This window comes from Celerinatantimonas sediminis (assembly GCF_046054195.1).
Taxonomy (GTDB): Bacteria; Pseudomonadota; Gammaproteobacteria; order Enterobacterales; family Celerinatantimonadaceae; genus Celerinatantimonas.
Window position 1 is genome coordinate 73,488 of the sequence record NZ_JBEQCS010000005.1, and the last position, 18,477, is coordinate 91,964.

The following is an 18,477-nucleotide window of genomic DNA, read 5'->3' on the forward strand; positions in this document are numbered from 1 at the left end:
CAAAAGAGATAAAAGGATGACAAAAAAATGTGACAGTTTTAAGGGTTATGCATATCGAACGCTTAAATTTCAATCAGATTAATGATTGCGATAGAGACTCAACCTGAATCTTGCCTAATTCACGTCTAAATTGATGTAAAAACATCCAAGTAAAAGCATGAATCCTAGGAAATAGAGCTCCCTTTATCCCTGGTAGCCTTGTTTGAGTAATGCCCAATCCGATTTGAGCCAATACCAATGCGGCAATTGTTGCCGCTCTTTTTCTAAAGAACGATACAACCGCTCTAAATTAGCGCGCTGCCATGAAGCAGCTGGTTTACGAATGCGACTTTTATCCAGATCGATGATCCAAATTTTCTCTTCTTCATCGAGCATAATATTGTGAATATTCAAATCACTATGATCAACACCGGCATCATGAAACTGGCGGATCACGCGCCCAACTTGCTGCCAAATTTCACTGGAAAGACGCTGCCTGACCAACAGTCTTGAGAGATCGTTGGAATTAGGAATGAGCTGTGTAATCAAATCAGCCCGGTACAACAAACCTTCTTTAATCAAGCGAATCGCCACAGGCTTTGGTGCGGGTAATCCTAGTTCATTAATCTGGCCCAAGAGCGAAAATTCACGCCATGGACGAGTGCGTTTCTTGCCCGTGAATAAATAACAGTCTTCACTAATAATCCGCCCCACTAAGCCACCTCGGCGATAATGGCGCAGCACAAATGATTGATCTTGATGTGAAAAAAATACCACCTGGCCGCGGCCCTTGGCCTGACCAATGATGGCATGCTGATTTTGCCAGTAGCGGGGCTCAAAAAATTCCTCAGGACATTGTTCCCAAATATCGCCATCAAACCAAATACGGCAATTTTTTTCAGCTTGTTTAATGATATTCATTCGATTCTTGATTAATTCCAGTCGCAAGGATTTTACATTGCCCAGCAGGATTTGCATAATGCAATGCATTGCAGATTTTCGACAACCAATATGCATCCTAATTCGCAAACAGCTCCTAATATATGCATCATTCGCCTCTCAGCAATTGGGGACGTGTGCAACGCTGCCACCATCATCAATCGCATTCGTATGCAATGGTATGATGCGACCATTACTTGGATCTGCGGCGCACCAGAAAAAGCGCTGCTTGAAATGATCCCGAACCTAAACCTTATCGTCTATGACAAAAAGGCCGGTTTCAAAGGTAACCTCAAAGTCTGGAAACAGCTCAAGGACCAGCACTTTGATCTATTGCTGCATCTACAAGCTTCTTTGCGCGCCAGCATTTTAACCCTTGGCATCAAGGCGAAACGGCGCATCGGCTACCATCGCAGCCGCGCTTATGAAATGCAATGGCTGTTTACCAAAGAACGCACCGAAGCCCCCAAAGGATGGCATGTTGTCGATAACTATCAAGCATTCGCCGACTACCTGGGCTGCCCAGCGTCACCAATAAGCTGGCCATTTGAGCTGCCCGAGGTGGCCAAAGCCAATGCTAACGAACACTTAAAAAATGTGCCAAGACCATTTATTGCCATCTGCCCAGGCGCCAGTAAAGCTTATAAAAACTGGCATAGCGAGGGCTACGTAACGCTTATCAATGCGCTGGCAAAGCAAAACTGGCCCATTGTACTTGTGGGCGGACCTGCCGAAATAGAACGAAAACTTGCCAAAAGCATTGAAGATGGTCTGGATTTTCGCATTACGAATCTCGTGGGTCGAACCAGCATTGCCGAATTAGTTGCAGTGCTCAAGCAAGCGCAATTACTCATCACCCCTGATACTGGGCCGGCACATTTGGCAGCATCACAACACACTCCGGTTATCGGCTTGTATGCACACCACAATCCAGAGCGGGTTGGCCCTTATGGTTATATCGATTTAGCCGTCAGCCACTGGCAGCAATTGATTGAACAGCAAACGGGTAAGAGTGCATCCCAACTGCCTTGGCGAAGCCGTGTAAAAGATGCCAAAGCGATGGACTCCATCAGCGCCGATGAAATTCTAGCTAAGATACCACAAGCGCTTGAAGCTGCGAGAACCACTGACGGATCCGAACCGCCGAATCAGTCATATTAATCAGTGAGATATCTTCTTGCGTTAAACGGCCCGCCGGTGGTGAAAACATCAAACACCGCTGCGGGTTAGCCAATGGATGGCGCAATACATCGACACCTAAAGGTAACGCGCCAAAACCAACACAAGGCACATCAAGGGCACCGGCAAAATATAAAAGTAGCCCTTTTTCACCGATCACCAAATCACATTGCGCAACCATTTTTGCTAGCTGGTAATTGTCATTATCAAGCTCACATAAGCGCGCTTTAATATTGCGTTTGGCTAATCGCTCACACAAATAGCGGCAGTATGAGAGCGATTCCGTTGCACCACACAGAATAAATTCACAGCGCTTACCTATCAGGTCTAAACTGCACAATAACTGCTCGTACTGTTCAGCTAAAAGATGGTTATGCTTTTGCGGTACCTGCGGATGCACCACAATTTGCGTTGGCGTATCGCGATGCTCACTTAAATCGCTAAAAGCCAGATAAGGAGGATGAACAGTGGCGCAAGATAACTGTTGATCGCTTAAAAAGCGCTGCACCAAGTTATCGTAACCTTGACGCAAGATATTTGGCTGAGCAACACGCCCGATTGCTTCACCATCCCATAAAAGACGCTGTCCAAAGCCCGTAGAATAGCGCTGAGCGATTCCGAGCCGCCAACCTAACCATCGGTGCCGTCTTTTGGGTGAAAGGCAAATATAGCCCGCATAGCCATTTTCTTTGAGCTTTTGATACAACGCCCTTGATGAGATGTACTCACTTTCATCAATCACAGGCAATGCGTCTGAAAAAATCTGTGCGATTAACCGCCCCTGCGCGCCCGTTAACAGCTCAATCTGATAGGACGATTGGTTCACAGAACGGATCAAACAACTTAGAGCAGGTAATGCTAATAAGCCATCATTGGCATCGTCGCTAATAGCAACTAAAATCCGTTCTGTTGACGTCACGTTAGTAACTCCTTAATGATACGCCTAAATTTTGACGAATTAATCTTATCAACTCAAGTCATTCCACCACTTTATGCAAGCCGTTATAATGCGCTTTTGATCAGAGGCAAAGAATAAACAGGAAATAGCTATGACAAATCGCGTAATTTACCCAGGAACATTCGATCCCATCACCTATGGTCACAGCGATTTGATTGCTCGCGCGGCCCGCCTTTTTGATGAAGTGATCGTCGCCATTGCTTCTAATCCCACCAAAAAGCCGCTGTTTACTCTTGAAGAGCGTGTCGCTCAGACTCAATCGGTGATTGCTGCCTATACAAACGTTAAAGTGCTCGGCTTTAGCGGACTATTAGCTGATTTTGCCCGAACCCATCACGCCAATATTCTGCTGCGAGGGTTACGGGCTGTATCTGACTTTGAATATGAATTTCAGCTAGCCAACTTAAATCGGCGCTTGAACAGTGAGCTTGAAAGCGTCTTTTTAACACCTGCAGAACAATACTCTTTTCTCTCTTCAACGATTGTTAAAGAGGTCGCGCTGCACCACGGCGATGTAAGTCAGTTTGTCGCACCAGAAGTTGAAGCTGCGCTAAAAGAGAAATTCAAAAACTAACGCCGTTTCTGGCAGTTTGGGCAATAAAACGTATTGCGCTGACCGATGCGCATACTTTGAATTTGAGTGCCACAAACCGGACAAGCGAGTCCATCACGGCCATAAACGGCAAGCTCCTGTTTAAAATAACCAGGCTTGCCATCTGCTTTAGAAAAATCGCGCAGGGTTGTGCCGCCCTGCTTAATCGCCTCGGTTAATACCGCTTTAATTTCTAAAGCGAGTTTTTCATATCGCTTCATGCCGATTTGACCGGCACTGAGTTTAGGATGAATTCCCGCATGAAACAGCGCTTCGTTGGCGTAAATATTTCCCACGCCAACTACCACCGCGTTATCCATAATAAATTGTTTCACCGCCAGCGTACGGCCTCTTGAGCATTGATAAAGCCGTTTCGCGTTAAACTCATCCGTCAGTGGTTCTGGGCCTAATTTACTCAGCAATGGATGCGCATCCAGTGGTAATTCCCACCACAAAACAGCACCAAAGCGACGCGGGTCACACAATCGCAACACCTCACCATTAGCAAGGCACCAGTCAACATGATCGTGTTTACCCACCGGAGTGCTTGAATCGACGATTCGCAAACTGCCAGACATTCCTAAATGGATAATGCACACGCCAGCTTTGGTTTTTAACAACAGATATTTAGCTCGGCGTTCAACGGCATCGATCACTTGATTGTTTAAATGGCTAATCGTCTCGGGGATCGGCCAGCGCAACTTTCGCTGGCGCACAATGACTTCACTCACGCGCTGATGTAACAGATGCGGGGCAATGCCTCGACGGGATGTTTCAACTTCAGGTAATTCAGGCATGTTAGAGTAACGGCGATTTAACAACAGGCTGTATGATAGCAGATTGTTTATAATCTGCACGCAGCAATCGGCTCTTATGGCGAGCCACTAAACAATGCCTGATAAGTCTCTTTATCAAGCTTTAATAACTTACCCTGCCAGTTGGTCAAAAAGTATTGTTGGCCTTTTTGAAATAAAGTGAGCTGAATCGGCTCAGAACTATTGGCAACAAAAACCTGAATCGATTTACCAGCCACGCCTGCGCCAATCGGCTTTTTCCACTCTTGCAGACGCACATGCAGCCATGCATCAACCGTAACTACCGGGCGAGCGCCTGCAGGCGTACTTTGCCAACCAGTTCCTAGGCGCTGAATCACCCTATCTGGCAAGTCAATCTCCAGCACTGTTGCCCCCGGTGGTAATAGTGACAACCCGGCAGCACTGCTTTGGCTTTGCTCTGTATTCTGCGCTTTTTTATCGCTATTGTGCTCGAGTTTTTCCCCGGTCAGACGAAAAATTAAGATCATCGCCAACACGACGAAAATTAAGACATTATTCCAACCTCGTCGGCCTAAGCGCATAGCAAACCCTTTTCCATGTCATTCTGTTTAAAAATCAAATTCATTGCTGATCTAGAGAGTATAACGAGGGTTTGCGCGAAATACCTAACCAAGTCGCGTATTTACAATTTTTAACTTAGCTAACAAGCTGTTGGATACAAATTTCAGGCATAAAAAACCCGAGAACAAAGCTCGGGTTTTTCAAAGTGCGAAATCAATTACTTGATTTTGCCTTCTTTGTAAACAACATGTTTGCGAACAACGGGATCGTATTTTTTGATCTCCATTTTTTCAGGCATGTTACGTTTGTTTTTATCAGTAGTATAGAAATGACCTGTACCAGCTGAAGAATTCAAACGAATTTTTTCACGTGCACCTTTCTTAGCCATGATTTAAGCTCCTTAAACGTTTTCGCCACGACCACGGATGTCTGCTAATACAGCGTCAATCCCTTTTTTGTCGATGATCCGCATTCCTTTAGTAGAAACGCGCAGTTTAACAAAACGTTTCTCGCTTTCGACCCAGAAACGGTGTGATTGCAAATTAGGCAAAAAACGGCGACGAGTGCGGTTTTTTGCGTGTGATACGTTGTTACCAACGGCTGGTTTTTTACCAGTAACTTGGCATACTTTAGACATGTCAGTCTCTCCAAAAATTACTTCTGCTCGAGCATCTGTTTGCCCCGTGAGGCCGTCGCCCGGGACGACAGAAAGGCCGCATTTTATACAGCAAAACGCACGCAATATCAACTAAAATATCACATTATGCTGGATTTTTAAGCTAAATCCATCCTCGCTGCGCAAACGAGACGATTTGCCCACATCCAACAACGATATGGTCCAAAACTCGGACATCGATTAAATGTAGCGCTTGAATCAGCTTATCGGTAATAGCCCGATCCGCATGACTCGGCTCTGCGACACCCGACGGATGATTATGCGCCAATATCACGGCTGCGGCATTGTGCTCCAATACCTGTTGAACCACAACCCGCGGATAAACACTCGCCGCATCGATGGTTCCAAAGAAAATCGGCGCGAATTGTAACACTCGATGCTGATTATCCAAAAGCAATAATGCAAATACCTCGCGGTTAAATCCACAAAGTTCACTCTGAAGGTACTCAAACACCTGTTCCGGGCTGGTCATTGAGTCTTTTGTTTTTAACTCAGAGCGTAAAAATCTTCGGCTCATTTCAAGTGCAGCCTGCAACTGGCTATATTTAGCACTGCCAACACCATGATGGGCACAAAAAACCGACTCACTGGCCCCTAATAGCGCTTGCAGTGAGCCAAAATCACATAACAGTTCACGAGCTAAGCCAACGGCATCGGTGCCTTGATAGCCCGTACGTAAAAAAATCGCCAGTAATTCCGCATCCGATAACGCTTTAGCACCTTTATCGAGTAATTTTTCCCGCGGTCGCTCATCAACAGGCCACTGCGAAATAGCCATGAAGGTTCCTTGATAGATTTATTTTGATAAATATATCAATAAATAGAATATTTCTATTTGTCAATACGATGGCTCAATAACTCACCATTTTTAACCATCTGATAAGCCATTTTATGGCACTGATAACACGCTACGTTTTTTCAAATTTATGGTACAGTAAAACCAGTTTTTAACTATGGCTGAGCTCTTGTTGTGTTAGAAGGAAAACAGATACTCATTGCAGGCAGTGGCGGTATTGCTGCGTATAAACTTCCCGAGTTGGTTCGCGCATTTGTCAAACAAGGTGCAAGTGTTCGTGTGGTTTTAACCGAACATGCCAGCCACTTTGTCTCGCCGATGGCTCTACAAGCTGTGAGTGGACATCCGGTTGCACAAGCATTGATGGACCCACACGCAGAGTTGTCGATGAGCCACATCGAACTAGCCAAATGGGCAGATGTTGTACTGCTCGCGCCAGCAACCGCCAATTGCATCGCAAAACTTGCCCATGGCATTGCAGACGATCTAGTCAGTACTTTATTGCTCGCGACCCCCGCACCGATTGCTATCGCTCCAGCGATGAATCAACAGATGTATCGCGCGAGCGCCACAACCGAGAATTTAGCAATCTTAAAAAGACGTGGGGTTTGGCAACTGGGGCCTGCAGCAGGAGAGCAAGCCTGTGGTGATATAGGCCCTGGCCGCATGCTACAACCCGATGAGCTAGTCTTTGGCATAATCGAGCATTTAAAACCGCAATCTAAGCCGCTGGCTAACAAACACGTAACGATTACCGCAGGCCCAACGCAAGAAGCAATCGACCCGGTGCGTTATATTAGCAATTACAGCTCTGGGAAAATGGGTTATGCGCTGGCTCGAGCAGCATATGCAGCAGGCGCAGACGTTACGATTATCAGCGGACCGGTAAATTTAGCCACACCGACTGGATGCAAGCGCATTGATGTTAAAAGTGCCCGCCAGATGCATCAGGCCGCGCTGGATGCGGCAGCTCACAGCGATATCTTTATCGGCTGCGCAGCTGTTGCTGACTATCGAGTCAGTGAGATTGCTGAGCAAAAGATTAAAAAAAGCAATGAACAAATGCAGCTGACGTTAGTTCGTAACCCTGATATAGTCGCCGCTGTTGCCAATTTAACGCAGCGACCTTTTGTGGTTGGCTTTGCCGCTGAAACCCAAGACGTTGCTCGTTATGCAAAAGATAAAATGCAACGTAAACATTTAGATATGATTGCCGCTAACAATGTATCGTCGCCCGATAGTGGCTTTAATGTCGATGAAAATGCCCTTCAGGTGTTCTGGGCCGATGGTGAAAAAACGCTCCCTCGCGCCAGTAAACAGCAATTGGCAGACCAATTAATTGAACTGATAACGACTCAATACCAGCATGAAACAAATTGAACTGAAAATCCTCGACCCACGGGTCGGCCAAGAATTTCCTCTTCCTTCATACGCAACGACAGGCTCTGCCGGAATGGATCTGCGTGTTTGCTTGGATGAGCCGCTTACCTTAAACCCAGGCCAGTGCGAACTGTTGCCAACTGGTTTAGCGATTCATATCAAAGACCTAAATTTAGCAGCAACTATTTTGCCGCGCTCAGGCCTTGGCCATAAACACGGCTTAGTGCTGGGCAATCTGGTCGGCTTAATCGACTCTGATTATCAAGGCGAGCTAAAAATCTCATTGTGGAATCGCTCTAACACTCCTTACACCATCGAACCAGGTGAACGAGTTGCTCAGCTCGTCATTATGCCCGTTGTTCAAGCGCAATTTTCCGTTGTTAACGATTTTGACGAAACGGAACGGGGAACAGGCGGCTTCGGTCACTCTGGAGTCAAATAATTTCTTAACGTGTCGCGCTAATCAGATAATTAGGAAGTCAGAATGGCGGGTAAAACCAAAACCAATCGTCGAGAACAGATCCTTCAAGCACTTGCTGTCATGCTGGAAACCAGCCCCGGAAAACGGATCACAACCGCCCGGCTGGCCAGTGAAGTTGGGGTATCAGAAGCCGCTCTTTATCGCCATTTTCCAAGTAAAGCGCGCATGTTTGAAGGGCTTATCGAGTTCATTGAAGATTCACTGCTCTCGCGTATTAACATGATCCAGAGCGAAGAGAAAGATACGCTGACCCGCTGTCAGCATGTCTTACAGCTGCTGCTGGGATTTGCTGAACGAAATCCAGGGATCACCCGTTTACTTAACGGCGATGCACTGCAGGGTGAACACGAACGGCTGCGCACCCGTGTAGATAATCTCTATTCAAAGATTGAATCGCAACTTAAGCAGATCCTTCGAGAAAAACGGATCCGCGAAGGACATGGATTTAACCTTGATGAAGGCCAGTTAGCGAACTTTTTGCTCGCTTATGCCGAAGGTCGCATTGCTCAGTTTGTACGCAGCAACTTTGCCTTAAAACCGACCGAGTATTTTGAACTGCAATGGCAGTTTATCCGCCAACAGCTTCTACAAAGTTAAGCAGAACCCGGATGCATAGCAACTCGCATCCGGTTCCCGCTTAACCAACGCAATATCCAACCCCGCCATCCGCTTCGCTCCTAGCGGGCTACCAACATTCCCAAAAGCCATCGTAGCCCGGATGTAATGCAATGGAATCCGGGGAAATTTGTGCGCAAATCCGCCAAACCGACGCAATATCCAACCCCGCCATCCGCTTCGCTCCTAGCGGGCTACAAATGTTTCCAAAAGCCATCGTAGCCCGGATGTAATGCAATGGAATCCGGGGAAATTTATACGCTAATCCGCCAAACCGACGCAATATCCAACCCCGCCATCCGCTTCGCTTCTAGCGGGCTACAAGCGATTCCAAAAACAACCGTGCCCCGGGTGTAATGAAATAAAATTTAGCCGCCACCAAACGCGTTCAAAAACAACCATAGCCCGGATGCAATGCAATGGGATCCGGGAATTTATACACAAATCCGCTAAACTAACGTAATATTCAACCCCGCCATCCGCTTCGCTCCTAACGGGCTACATACGTTTCCATAAACCATCGTTCCCCAGATGTAATGAAATAAAATTTAGCCACCAAACATTTTCAAAAACAACCGTAGCCCGGATGCAATGAAATGGAATCCGGGAATTTATGCACAAAATCAGCCTAATATCAGAGCTGTAATTTGCAGTGATTATTGGCTTTTCATATCGTCAATCACCTACAAATTAAATCCATGTAGATATCGCGCATGAAGCTGATTCTTATGCTAAATTCAAACTCTAGCAATTCTTCTTAAGCAAGGAACGTTATGGACATCATCAACCATGCCTCGGGCTGGTTCTCAAATAACGAAGATCTGGTGTTGCAGTATTTTGTCAATGCGGCATCGGCTCTGGTTATCATCGTTGTAGGCTTTATCGTGGCTGGCATTATTGCCTCCAGCATCGAACGAGTCATGAACAAACGAAAAGTCGATAAGACCATCAGCTCATTCACCGGCTCAATGGTGAAATACTCACTCATTGCCTTTGTTATTATCGCCGCATTATCTCGTCTGGGAGTCCAGACAGCATCCTTTGTTGCTGTATTAGGTGCTGCGGGTTTAGCCATTGGTTTAGCGCTACAAGGCAGTTTATCTAATTTTGCTGCTGGGGTTTTAATTGTTGGTTTTCGCCCTTTTCGCGCCGGTGATTATGTAGAAATGGCCAGCACCGCCGGAACAGTAAAATCGGTACAGATTTTAACAACAACCCTAACCACACCGGATAATAAAGAAGTGATTGTGCCAAACTCCAGTGTGTTTGGTGGCTCTATTACCAACTATTCGCGTCACGATAAACGCCGTTTAGACCTTGTGATTGGGGTGAGTTACAAAGCAGACTTAGCGCAGACTAAAGCAGTGCTCAAGGCTGTTTTAGATAATGAACCACGCATTTTAAAAGATGAAGCAATCACTCTGGGAGTGCTTGAACTTGCCAATAGTTCAGTGAATTTTGCGGTTCGCCCGTGGGTTAAAACGAGCGACTTCTGGCCAGTGCGTTATGACTTGCTTGAAGCGATTAAAAACGCGCTTGATGAAGCCGGCATCGAAATTCCATTTCCACAAATGGATGTTCATATCGACCGCAATAGCTAACTTTTACTTTAACCAGAGCAGTTTTAAGCTGCTCTGGCTGAGCTCTCTTCTTTTTTAATATTGATAATTTCAATAATTAAATTATCAACTTTCACTACACCTCTCAAACCGCTTCTTTAAATTCAGCTAAGTTGACAGATTAGTTGCAGTTTATGTTTTAACTCTGATTTATAAGGAAATGGACAATGAAAGGCGCTTTTTTAAGTATTATTGCAACTTTTTATCTGTCATTGAGCTGTCAAGGGATAGCCAAACAGGTTGAAGTTCATGACCCAGCCATGGCCAAAGATGGCAACACTTATTATGTCTTTAGTACCGGCCCGGGCATTACCTTTTATTCGTCAACAGATCTTAAACATTACCAGCTCGCAGGCCGCGTTTTTAAAAACCAACCAAGTTGGGCATTGCGAGTAGCACCAAGGTTTGATGGCCACCTTTGGGCCCCAGATATCCTGCATTATCAGCATAAATTTTATCTTTATTATTCGGTGTCTGCCTTTGGCAAAAACACCTCAGCCATTGGTGTTGCCACAAACTCAACACTTGACCCAAAAGCCAAAAATTATCAATGGGTTGACCAAGGAATAGTGGTGCAATCGATCCCCTATCGCGATAACTGGAACGCAATAGATCCAGCAGTATCATTTGATGAGCACGGTACACCTTGGCTTGCTTTTGGCTCATTCTGGAGTGGTATCAAACTTACTCAGTTAGCCCCAAATCTAACCCGTTTAGCCTCGCCTCAGCGTTGGATTAATTTGGCTAGACGCCACAATTCAAAAGCTAACAATGAAGCTTTAGCTGGTGATGGTGCGATCGAAGCACCCTTTATTTTTCATCACCAAGGCTATTATTATCTGTTTGTCTCCTTTGATTATTGCTGTCGAAAAATGAACAGCACCTACAATATTCGTGTCGGGCGCAGTCATCACATTCAAGGCCCTTACATTGATAAAGCAGGAGTGGCAATGCTCAATGGAGGCGGAAGCTTAGTGCTTCAAGGCAACAAAGACTGGGTAGCCTTAGGGCACAATGGTGTTTACCACTTTAATAGTAAGGATTACATGGTCTTTCATGCCTATGAGAGTGCAGATCATGCGATACAAAAATTACGAATATTACAAGTTCATTGGAAAGATGGTTGGCCGAGAGTAAACAGTGCCGATTTAAATCGAAATACGACTATTTTAGAGCCTTGAGTGTATAAGATGGCTTAAGATGTCAAAAATTATTACAAAATTTTTCCTAACTACAGATTTTTTCACTAGGAACAAAACGTCCCTGTTCAGCTCAAAAATTTTGCAATGAGTCGATATTAAATATTATTAACATGCTTTTTCTTAAAATAAAATGCTATTATTTTCAAATTGTTATTTTATAGTTTCATCGTCAATCGAGCTAACCTCTATTTGAATCTCCCCTTTATTTAAGGCTTTTAAATTTTTATTTTGTTAACCATCATTTAACATATTTACAATAATTTACACGTATCATACATCTATTTTCGTGACATACATCACTTTTTCTGCTTAAATATATATCAAATGTTATTTGTTTGTTAAACAGCTGTTTTGATGTTTAATATTTTGTAAGGTTTTTTACAAAGAAAGAGCCGCATCCCACCTCACTGACAACATGACTCTTTGCCAGTATCTGAGACGTCGACCCGCTAACACAGCAACGACAAACACTACTACTTGATACGAAAGGAGAGAATATGGGACTCATTTTTGAATTTTTTGAGGCAGTGATCATTGCAACAGTTGGTATTTTTAGCTTAGAGGCCATTAGCCTTGAACACCACCAACGTAAACTCAACGAACGCAAACAAACTGCTGAGATAGAATAAGCTAAGTCAGAATCTCATGAAAACTATACCCTAAAAAGACTCCGAGCTAACGGAGTCTTTTTATATTTGAGTGTCTGCCTCTTAAGATAGCTCGCATCGCTACGATATTTCCTGTTCACTCAACTTCCATCATTCCCCGTCATCATGACAAAGAAACGCAAACTCTTTACCTGACCAGCAGAGTGCTGCAATGCCCCACTCATAGGTTTACTCACCAAACATAACGAGTTTGGCTTGTTCTCAAACGAAGTTGGCTGATTGGATAAAGTATTTGCCTCAACTTTATCTAAAATTCAATCTTGTGTTCAGTTATCAAACAAATTAAAAAGCATCCGATTAAGAAATCGACAACATTTACATAAGCATGAGTATTAGTAAATCTGAACTAGCTAAAATATAAACAAGTGCAAATCAGAATAGTGCAAAATATACAGTTAAGAGGAAGGTTTAGAACGATATGACTGATGGATGGCCGATAGAGCAAATATCAACAGGATTGCTCTTATCAAAAACAGAACAGAGGCTTCATGATAAGCAAAAGCGTCCATCATCCATGGTGTAACTAAGCACAGTACATCACCATGATTCAGTGTAACAAAATTTCGAATATCGAAACCTCCACACTCTAAAAAACAATGCTCAAAAGCAAAACATAGCTGCACCATTATGGTTTGAATCGAAAAAACATAGAAATAAATGATCAACAATTTGCTTTATAATACATGTATATAGCTAAAATAGCGTCATCGAGTAATGTTAATTATTTGTTATTACTAAACTGATTGTTAAATTTTATTTGCGTGACAGAATCGCTTAAATGTACTGAAATATATAGCGTTGATGAGGAAGAAGAAGGCAAAATCTTATAAATATTTTTGCAAATAAAGCTTGAAAAGTGTTAACAAGATCTCCATAATAGTTGGCAGATACAAATAAACAGAGTCACAAAGCAATTGCACTGTTATGAAGCAACACAAGATGGCAGAAAGTAAAAAATCTGAAAGTTGAGTTGAAAACAGTGTGACATTTTGATGAAGCAATCATTAGAGTGAACGCAGATGGTGGCTTGGATGTATTAACAAATATGTCCAGTAAGCAGTAAATCTGAATCTGACATTTTTCGTCAGTAACACTACTTAATCTTCTTCATTGCACGGTAATAAAATTTACTGTGTAGAGTTTTTTTGGTTTCGAAACCAAAAACATTCCTCCATAAAGGAATGTTTTAAACGACAAATTAGAGTTAAGTAATTATGCGTAGGTCCAAACGCATTGAGGAGAAAATTATGAAAAGCAACAAAATCTTAGCCGCTGTAATGGCAACCATGATCGGTCTGTTTAGTGCTGGCGCAATGGCAGCTCAATTTCACCCACAGCAACATCAAGTGCCTGTGAGCCAAGCTGACCAGTACAGCATTCAAAACACTGCCGGTGGCCGTTAATCTCGACTGAAAATTAAAACAATAAATTTTATGCCAATTCAATCAATACGATAGATACAAAGGAGAGAGTTATGAAAAACAACAAAATCTTAGCCGCTGTGATGGCAACCATGATCGGTCTGTTTAGTGCTGGCGCAATGGCAGCTCAGTTCCACCCACAGCAACACCAGGTGCCTGTGAGCCAAGCTGACCAGTACAGCATCCAGAACACTGCCGGTGGCCGTTAATCTCGACTAAAAATTAAAATAATAAATTTTATGCCAATTCAATCAATACGATAGATACAAAGGAGAGAGTTATGAAAAGCAACAAAATCTTAGCCGCCGTGATGGCAACCATGATCGGTCTGTTTAGCGCTGGCGCAATGGCAGCTCAGTTCCACCCACAGCAACACCAGGTGCCTGTGAGCCAAGCTGACCAGTACAGCATTCAAAACACTGCCGGTGGCCGTTAATCTGCCGACTCAAAATTAAAACAATAAATTTTACGCCAAATCAAATACGTAGAAACCAAAGGAGAGAGTTATGAAAAGCAATAAAATCCTCGCTGCCGTAATGGCAACCATGATCGGTCTGTTTAGCGCTGGCGCAATGGCAGCTCAGTTCCACCCACAGCAACACCAGGTGCCTGTGAGCCAAGCTGACCAATACAGCATTCAGAACACTGCCGGTGGCCGTTAATCTGCCGACTCAAAATTAAAACAATAAATTTTACGCCAAATCAAATACGTAGAAACCAAAGGAGAAAGTTATGAAAAGCAATAAAATCCTAGCCGCTGTGATGGCAACCATGATCGGTCTGTTTAGCGCTGGCGCAATGGCAGCTCAATTTCACCCACAGCAACACCAGGTGCCTGTGAGCCAAGCTGATCAGTACAGCATTCAGAACACTGCCGGTGGCCGTTAATCTGCAGACTAAAAATTAAAACAATAAATTTTACGCCAAATCAAATACGTAGAAACCAAAGGAGAGAGTTATGAAAAGCAATAAAATCCTCGCTGCCGTAATGGCAACCATGATCGGTCTGTTTAGTGCAGGTGCAATGGCTGCGCAGTTTCGCCCACAGCAACACCAGGTGCCAGTTAGCCAAGCCGACCAGTACAGCATCCAGAATACAGCGGGTGGACGGTAATATTTATTACTTCATCTATTCAAGACGGTTAAGGATGACCTTTTTGAATCCCCATTGTTAAAAGCCGGCCACATTACCCATGTGTCCGGCTTTAATTTTGCCTAGCAGCAACAATCTTTTAGCTTAAAGGCTCAAAGATTAGGATGCTATCCCATATTGGGCTTGATAAGCCTGAATGGCTACTAGCGCCTGTTCGTTGTCACCGTGCTCTTTGAGGTATTCAATCAAATCAGCAAGCGTAATAATGGCAGTCACTTTTGCGCCACTATCACGTTCAACTTCTTGGATTGCAGAAAGCTCACCCTGGCCACGTTCTTGACGATCGAGCGCAATCAACACCCCAGCCAACTGACAAGGGTGATGGGTAAACAGCTCTAAGGATTCGCGAATGGCGGTTCCAGCCGTAATCACATCATCAACAAGCATAACGCGCCCTTGCAAAGGCGAACCGACCAAATTGCCACCTTCGCCATGATCTTTGGCTTCTTTGCGGTTAAAGCAATAAGGTTTGTCGATGTCATATGCTTCATCTAATGCAATCACCGTTGCACTAGCCAGCGGGATCCCTTTATAGGCTGGGCCAAAGACCATATCGTAATCCATTTCAGATTCGACTAGCGCAGCAGCATAAAAGCGGCCTAAACGAGCTAAATCAGCCCCACGGTTGAACAAGCCCGCATTAAAAAAATAAGGACTAACCCGACCAGACTTGAGAGTAAACTGACCAAATTTTAACACCCCACGATTCAGGGCAAATTCAATAAACTCTTTTTGATACGCCTTCATTCTACTTCCTTACTTCTTAGCCTTCGTTGAGTACCTGACGCTGCAGATTGAAAATTTCATCAATCCCGCCTTTTGCCAATTCTAACAGTTCTAAGAGTTCTTCGTGACTAAAAGGTTCACCCTCAGCTGTACCTTGAATTTCGATCATGCGGCCATCTTCACTCATAACCACATTCATATCGGTTTGCGCGTTTGAGTCTTCCACATATTCCAGATCGCAGCGTGGCTCGCCTTCAACAATCCCAACAGAGATCGCCGCAATCAAATGCTTCATTGGGTTCACTTTCAATTTACCCTGTGATTGCAGCCACCAAATCGCATCCATTAATGCCACACAAGCGCCACTAATAGAAGCGGTACGTGTACCACCATCGGCCTGAAGCACATCACAATCAACCGTAATAGTCACCTCACCCAGCGCTTTTAAATCAACTGCCGCGCGTAAAGAGCGGCCAATCAGGCGCTGAATTTCCATTGTCCGACCGCCCTGCTTGCCACGAGCAGCTTCGCGAGCCATGCGAGAACCAGTAGAGCGCGGCAACATACCATACTCAGCAGTAATCCACCCCTGACCTTTTCCTTTTAAAAACCGCGGAACCCCGTCTTCAACAGTGGCTGTACATAAAACTTGGGTATCACCAAAAGTCACCAGGACTGACCCTTCTGCATGACGAGTGTAGTGTCGAGTGAATGTAACCGGACGAATGTCGGTCACGGCTCTGCCGTTTGGACGCATCTTGTATACCTTATAACCATGAGAGATAGTTTAAATTATACGGATTTTGCAGCGCTTCGGCCACGAATGACACTGACGAGTGTTCACAATATCGGTATAATCAAATAAATTTTCCTCGTGGACTCAATAGAATGATTCATAGTATGACTGGCTACGCACGCCGTGAAGTTACCGGTGACTGGGGAAGTGCAACCTGGGAAATCCGCAGTGTCAATCAGCGCTACCTCGAAACTTATTGGCGAATGCCTGAAAACTTTCGTGGTTTAGAACCACAACTGCGCGACAAAATTCGCAAGCAATTGCAGCGCGGTAAAGTTGAAAACAATCTGCGTTTTGAACCAGGCCAGTCACAAAATGATGAACTGACTCTGAATCAGGATCTTGCTAAAAAAATTATCCAAAATGCCGAATGGGTCCAACAGCAAGCTGGTGGGCAGATTAATCCGCTAGATATTCTGCGCTGGCCAGGTGTGATGGAAACACCCGAACAAGATGTGGATGCCATTAGCCAAGAACTACTCAACCTTTGGCAAGCGACTCTGACTGACTTTATTGCAAGCCGCGCCAGTGAAGGTGAAAAAATTCAAGCGATGATTGAAGCGCGCCTAGATGCCATCACTGAACAAGCAACCTTTGTCCGCTCTCGCCTGCCACAAATCATTGAATGGCAACGTGACAAACTAAGGACTCGGTTAACCGAAGTGGCCGAAGAATTAGATGAAAATCGCCTTGAGCAAGAAATTGTACTGCTTGCCCAAAAACTCGATGTTGCCGAAGAGTTGGACCGCCTAGACGCCCACGTGACAGAGACTCACAACATTCTCAAAAAAGGCGGCACCTGTGGCCGACGCTTAGATTTTATGATGCAAGAGTTTAACCGCGAAGCCAACACTCTTGCCTCAAAATCAATCGATGCCGACATCACCAAAGCCGCAGTTGAGTTAAAAGTACTGATTGAGCAGATGCGCGAACAGATCCAGAATATTGAATAAACCGATTCAAATCATTCAGTGGATACCCACTATCCACTGAATCCATTTCTCTTAATAATCCTCACACAAAATGTTCTTCTGACCAGATCACGCAGTTTTTGCCTCGAGCTTTGGCAACGTATAGGGCTTTATCTGCTTTGGAAAATAACGCAGAGCTGGAGCTGGTGTCGTTGGGGATGCAGGTGGAACCGCCAGCGCTAATGGTTACATCGGTGTTTTCGCTCACGCGCTCAACCGACTGTTCAATCAACTGGCGAGCCTTAACCTGTGTATACGTTGGCATTAGAGCGACAAATTCTTCGCCGCCAAAGCGAGAGATCAACAGCGGTTTTTCTTCAAACTGACAGGCTAAAATTGCCGACACTTGGCGCAGCAGATGGTCGCCAGCGTCATGGCCGAAGTCATCGTTGTAATGCTTAAAATTATCGATATCAAAAATCGCCAGCGAAACGGGCTGTTTGCGCTGAATGGCACTGATCCACTGCTGAGTCAGGATCTTTTTATAATAACGCCGATTTGCCAGAGAAGTCAGGCTGTCACAGTTTGCCAGATGCTCTAACATGTTGCGCTGGCGAACCAGTTGCAGGTGCGTGTGCACGCGCGCTTTAACAATGCCAGGATGAAACGGCTTAAAAATATAGTCCGCAGCGCCTAATAAAAGCCCTTTTTCTTCGTAATGCTCATCGCTTAAACCAGTAATAAAAATCACGGGAATGGCAGCCGTCTGTGGCGATTGATGCAGCTCAGAAAGCGTTTCAAACCCATCCATTTCCGGCATTTTAATATCAAGAATAATTAAATCAGGGCTCAGTTCGCGAGCTTTGCGAATCGCCTGTTTGCCACTTTTTGCCAATATAATATTGGCTTCATCACGCAATAAATTGCTCAGTACCTTTAAATTAATCACCTCATCATCAACGATTAACACCTGTTGAATTGGAGGTGACAACAAGTCTGTTGCCATAACGGGTTAACTCCGTGTAACGCTTTAGCGAGATCCATTTTTG

Annotated in this window: 25 protein-coding genes; 15 read left to right on the top strand and 10 right to left on the bottom strand. The window is 44.5% G+C overall.

The window, feature by feature from the left end:
- Positions 1 to 183 precede the first annotated feature (183 nt).
- Positions 184 to 900, bottom strand: a complete 717-nt coding sequence (locus ABTQ23_RS07755) for a 3-deoxy-D-manno-octulosonic acid kinase (RefSeq protein WP_408615116.1) — start codon at positions 898 to 900, stop codon at positions 184 to 186.
- 63 nt (positions 901 to 963) lie between these two features.
- Here ABTQ23_RS07755 and ABTQ23_RS07760 point away from each other — a divergent pair, with 63 nt between their 5' ends.
- Positions 964 to 2,079: a glycosyltransferase family 9 protein gene (locus ABTQ23_RS07760; protein WP_408615117.1), complete on the top strand. Its 1,116-nt coding sequence runs from the start codon at positions 964 to 966 to the stop codon at positions 2,077 to 2,079.
- Here ABTQ23_RS07760 and ABTQ23_RS07765 read toward each other — a convergent pair.
- Positions 2,009 to 3,016, bottom strand: a complete 1,008-nt coding sequence (locus ABTQ23_RS07765) for a glycosyltransferase family 9 protein (RefSeq protein ID WP_408615118.1) — start codon at positions 3,014 to 3,016, stop codon at positions 2,009 to 2,011. The two genes, ABTQ23_RS07760 and ABTQ23_RS07765, sit on opposite strands and share 71 nt — an antisense overlap.
- 130 nt (positions 3,017 to 3,146) lie before the next feature.
- Between ABTQ23_RS07765 and coaD the strand changes: the two genes are divergently transcribed.
- Positions 3,147 to 3,629 carry a pantetheine-phosphate adenylyltransferase gene (gene coaD, locus ABTQ23_RS07770; RefSeq protein WP_408615119.1) on the top strand — a complete coding sequence of 161 codons (483 nt, stop codon included), beginning with the start codon at positions 3,147 to 3,149 and terminating at the stop codon, positions 3,627 to 3,629.
- Here coaD and mutM read toward each other — a convergent pair.
- The 5 genes from mutM to radC form a co-directional block, all read right to left on the bottom strand.
- Positions 3,626 to 4,444: a bifunctional DNA-formamidopyrimidine glycosylase/DNA-(apurinic or apyrimidinic site) lyase gene (mutM, locus tag ABTQ23_RS07775; RefSeq protein WP_408615272.1), complete on the bottom strand. Its 819-nt coding sequence runs from the start codon at positions 4,442 to 4,444 to the stop codon at positions 3,626 to 3,628. The two genes, coaD and mutM, sit on opposite strands and share 4 nt — an antisense overlap.
- 74 nt (positions 4,445 to 4,518) lie before the next feature.
- Complete coding sequence (locus ABTQ23_RS07780) at positions 4,519 to 5,004, bottom strand: hypothetical protein (RefSeq protein WP_408615120.1); 486 nt, start codon at positions 5,002 to 5,004, stop codon at positions 4,519 to 4,521.
- Positions 5,005 to 5,201: 197 nt separating this feature from the next.
- Entirely contained in the window at positions 5,202 to 5,372 is a 171-nt protein-coding gene (gene rpmG, locus ABTQ23_RS07785) for a 50S ribosomal protein L33 (protein WP_131914382.1), read from the bottom strand.
- 12 nt (positions 5,373 to 5,384) lie between these two features.
- On the bottom strand, positions 5,385 to 5,621 hold the full coding sequence (gene rpmB, locus ABTQ23_RS07790) for a 50S ribosomal protein L28 (RefSeq protein WP_408615121.1): 237 nt from the start codon (positions 5,619 to 5,621) through the stop codon (positions 5,385 to 5,387).
- Between the two features lie 142 nt (positions 5,622 to 5,763).
- Positions 5,764 to 6,438: a RadC family protein gene (radC, locus tag ABTQ23_RS07795; RefSeq protein ID WP_408615122.1), complete on the bottom strand. Its 675-nt coding sequence runs from the start codon at positions 6,436 to 6,438 to the stop codon at positions 5,764 to 5,766.
- Between the two features lie 192 nt (positions 6,439 to 6,630).
- On the opposite strand from radC, the gene coaBC reads away from it, so the two are divergent.
- From coaBC to ABTQ23_RS07855, 12 genes are all read left to right on the top strand, one after another.
- Entirely contained in the window at positions 6,631 to 7,836 is a 1,206-nt protein-coding gene (gene coaBC / locus ABTQ23_RS07800) for a bifunctional phosphopantothenoylcysteine decarboxylase/phosphopantothenate--cysteine ligase CoaBC (protein WP_408615123.1), read from the top strand.
- Positions 7,823 to 8,278 carry a dUTP diphosphatase gene (gene dut / locus ABTQ23_RS07805; protein ID WP_408615124.1) on the top strand — a complete coding sequence of 152 codons (456 nt, stop codon included), beginning with the start codon at positions 7,823 to 7,825 and terminating at the stop codon, positions 8,276 to 8,278. Before coaBC ends, dut begins: the two co-directional genes overlap by 14 nt.
- A 42-nt stretch (positions 8,279 to 8,320) precedes the next feature.
- The gene (slmA, locus tag ABTQ23_RS07810; protein WP_408615125.1) at positions 8,321 to 8,914 is read left to right on the top strand and encodes a nucleoid occlusion factor SlmA; all 594 of its coding nucleotides are present in this window, start codon (positions 8,321 to 8,323) and stop codon (positions 8,912 to 8,914) included.
- Between the two features lie 791 nt (positions 8,915 to 9,705).
- Entirely contained in the window at positions 9,706 to 10,533 is an 828-nt protein-coding gene (gene mscS / locus ABTQ23_RS07815) for a small-conductance mechanosensitive channel MscS (protein ID WP_408615126.1), read from the top strand.
- Positions 10,534 to 10,718: 185 nt separating this feature from the next.
- Positions 10,719 to 11,732, top strand: coding sequence for an arabinan endo-1,5-alpha-L-arabinosidase (locus ABTQ23_RS07820; protein WP_408615127.1), 1,014 nt, complete (start codon positions 10,719 to 10,721; stop codon positions 11,730 to 11,732).
- A gap of 518 nt (positions 11,733 to 12,250) precedes the next feature.
- The gene (locus ABTQ23_RS07825; RefSeq protein WP_408615128.1) at positions 12,251 to 12,382 is read left to right on the top strand and encodes a hypothetical protein; all 132 of its coding nucleotides are present in this window, start codon (positions 12,251 to 12,253) and stop codon (positions 12,380 to 12,382) included.
- A gap of 1,286 nt (positions 12,383 to 13,668) precedes the next feature.
- Positions 13,669 to 13,824: a hypothetical protein gene (locus ABTQ23_RS07830; protein ID WP_408615129.1), complete on the top strand. Its 156-nt coding sequence runs from the start codon at positions 13,669 to 13,671 to the stop codon at positions 13,822 to 13,824.
- A 71-nt stretch (positions 13,825 to 13,895) separates the two neighbouring features.
- Entirely contained in the window at positions 13,896 to 14,051 is a 156-nt protein-coding gene (locus ABTQ23_RS07835; protein ID WP_408615130.1) for a hypothetical protein, read from the top strand.
- Positions 14,052 to 14,122: 71 nt separating this feature from the next.
- Positions 14,123 to 14,278, top strand: coding sequence for a hypothetical protein (locus tag ABTQ23_RS07840; RefSeq protein WP_408615129.1), 156 nt, complete (start codon positions 14,123 to 14,125; stop codon positions 14,276 to 14,278).
- Positions 14,279 to 14,348: 70 nt separating this feature from the next.
- Positions 14,349 to 14,504, top strand: a complete 156-nt coding sequence (locus ABTQ23_RS07845) for a hypothetical protein (protein ID WP_408615129.1) — start codon at positions 14,349 to 14,351, stop codon at positions 14,502 to 14,504.
- 70 nt (positions 14,505 to 14,574) lie between these two features.
- On the top strand, positions 14,575 to 14,730 hold the full coding sequence (locus tag ABTQ23_RS07850) for a hypothetical protein (RefSeq protein ID WP_408615129.1): 156 nt from the start codon (positions 14,575 to 14,577) through the stop codon (positions 14,728 to 14,730).
- A gap of 70 nt (positions 14,731 to 14,800) precedes the next feature.
- Complete coding sequence (locus tag ABTQ23_RS07855; protein WP_408615131.1) at positions 14,801 to 14,956, top strand: hypothetical protein; 156 nt, start codon at positions 14,801 to 14,803, stop codon at positions 14,954 to 14,956.
- 138 nt (positions 14,957 to 15,094) lie between these two features.
- Here ABTQ23_RS07855 and pyrE read toward each other — a convergent pair whose 3' ends face one another.
- Together pyrE and rph are read right to left on the bottom strand one after the other, a co-directional pair.
- Positions 15,095 to 15,742 (bottom strand): orotate phosphoribosyltransferase, encoded by a 648-nt coding sequence (gene pyrE / locus ABTQ23_RS07860; protein WP_408615132.1) that lies wholly within the window; start codon positions 15,740 to 15,742, stop codon positions 15,095 to 15,097.
- A gap of 16 nt (positions 15,743 to 15,758) precedes the next feature.
- Positions 15,759 to 16,478 (bottom strand): ribonuclease PH, encoded by a 720-nt coding sequence (gene rph, locus ABTQ23_RS07865; RefSeq protein ID WP_408615133.1) that lies wholly within the window; start codon positions 16,476 to 16,478, stop codon positions 15,759 to 15,761.
- 131 nt (positions 16,479 to 16,609) lie between these two features.
- On the opposite strand from rph, the gene ABTQ23_RS07870 reads away from it, so the two are divergent.
- A complete protein-coding gene (locus tag ABTQ23_RS07870) occupies positions 16,610 to 17,470 on the top strand; it encodes a YicC/YloC family endoribonuclease (protein WP_408615134.1) in 861 nt (286 codons plus the stop codon).
- 61 nt (positions 17,471 to 17,531) lie between these two features.
- On the opposite strand, the gene ABTQ23_RS07875 is transcribed toward ABTQ23_RS07870, so the two are convergent.
- Entirely contained in the window at positions 17,532 to 18,434 is a 903-nt protein-coding gene (locus ABTQ23_RS07875; protein WP_408615135.1) for a diguanylate cyclase, read from the bottom strand.
- Positions 18,435 to 18,477 lie beyond the last annotated feature (43 nt).

What these genes read in the sequence shown, in the direction of transcription:
- ABTQ23_RS07755 (WP_408615116.1), bottom strand. Translation starts at nt 900, where the DNA reads ATGAATATCATTAAACAAGCTGAAAAAAATTGCCGTATTTGGTTTGAT.
- ABTQ23_RS07760 (WP_408615117.1), top strand. Translation starts at nt 964, where the DNA reads ATGCATTGCAGATTTTCGACAACCAATATGCATCCTAATTCGCAAACA.
- coaD (WP_408615119.1), top strand. Translation starts at nt 3,147, where the DNA reads ATGACAAATCGCGTAATTTACCCAGGAACATTCGATCCCATCACCTAT.
- mutM (WP_408615272.1), bottom strand. Translation starts at nt 4,444, where the DNA reads ATGCCTGAATTACCTGAAGTTGAAACATCCCGTCGAGGCATTGCCCCG.
- ABTQ23_RS07780 (WP_408615120.1), bottom strand. Translation starts at nt 5,004, where the DNA reads ATGCGCTTAGGCCGACGAGGTTGGAATAATGTCTTAATTTTCGTCGTG.
- rpmG (WP_131914382.1), bottom strand. Translation starts at nt 5,372, where the DNA reads ATGGCTAAGAAAGGTGCACGTGAAAAAATTCGTTTGAATTCTTCAGCT.
- rpmB (WP_408615121.1), bottom strand. Translation starts at nt 5,621, where the DNA reads ATGTCTAAAGTATGCCAAGTTACTGGTAAAAAACCAGCCGTTGGTAAC.
- radC (WP_408615122.1), bottom strand. Translation starts at nt 6,438, where the DNA reads ATGGCTATTTCGCAGTGGCCTGTTGATGAGCGACCGCGGGAAAAATTA.
- dut (WP_408615124.1), top strand. Translation starts at nt 7,823, where the DNA reads ATGAAACAAATTGAACTGAAAATCCTCGACCCACGGGTCGGCCAAGAA.
- slmA (WP_408615125.1), top strand. Translation starts at nt 8,321, where the DNA reads ATGGCGGGTAAAACCAAAACCAATCGTCGAGAACAGATCCTTCAAGCA.
- mscS (WP_408615126.1), top strand. Translation starts at nt 9,706, where the DNA reads ATGGACATCATCAACCATGCCTCGGGCTGGTTCTCAAATAACGAAGAT.
- ABTQ23_RS07820 (WP_408615127.1), top strand. Translation starts at nt 10,719, where the DNA reads ATGAAAGGCGCTTTTTTAAGTATTATTGCAACTTTTTATCTGTCATTG.
- ABTQ23_RS07825 (WP_408615128.1), top strand. Translation starts at nt 12,251, where the DNA reads ATGGGACTCATTTTTGAATTTTTTGAGGCAGTGATCATTGCAACAGTT.
- ABTQ23_RS07830 (WP_408615129.1), top strand. Translation starts at nt 13,669, where the DNA reads ATGAAAAGCAACAAAATCTTAGCCGCTGTAATGGCAACCATGATCGGT.
- ABTQ23_RS07835 (WP_408615130.1), top strand. Translation starts at nt 13,896, where the DNA reads ATGAAAAACAACAAAATCTTAGCCGCTGTGATGGCAACCATGATCGGT.
- ABTQ23_RS07840 (WP_408615129.1), top strand. Translation starts at nt 14,123, where the DNA reads ATGAAAAGCAACAAAATCTTAGCCGCCGTGATGGCAACCATGATCGGT.
- ABTQ23_RS07845 (WP_408615129.1), top strand. Translation starts at nt 14,349, where the DNA reads ATGAAAAGCAATAAAATCCTCGCTGCCGTAATGGCAACCATGATCGGT.
- ABTQ23_RS07850 (WP_408615129.1), top strand. Translation starts at nt 14,575, where the DNA reads ATGAAAAGCAATAAAATCCTAGCCGCTGTGATGGCAACCATGATCGGT.
- ABTQ23_RS07855 (WP_408615131.1), top strand. Translation starts at nt 14,801, where the DNA reads ATGAAAAGCAATAAAATCCTCGCTGCCGTAATGGCAACCATGATCGGT.
- pyrE (WP_408615132.1), bottom strand. Translation starts at nt 15,742, where the DNA reads ATGAAGGCGTATCAAAAAGAGTTTATTGAATTTGCCCTGAATCGTGGG.
- rph (WP_408615133.1), bottom strand. Translation starts at nt 16,478, where the DNA reads ATGCGTCCAAACGGCAGAGCCGTGACCGACATTCGTCCGGTTACATTC.
- ABTQ23_RS07870 (WP_408615134.1), top strand. Translation starts at nt 16,610, where the DNA reads ATGATTCATAGTATGACTGGCTACGCACGCCGTGAAGTTACCGGTGAC.
- ABTQ23_RS07875 (WP_408615135.1), bottom strand. Translation starts at nt 18,434, where the DNA reads ATGGCAACAGACTTGTTGTCACCTCCAATTCAACAGGTGTTAATCGTT.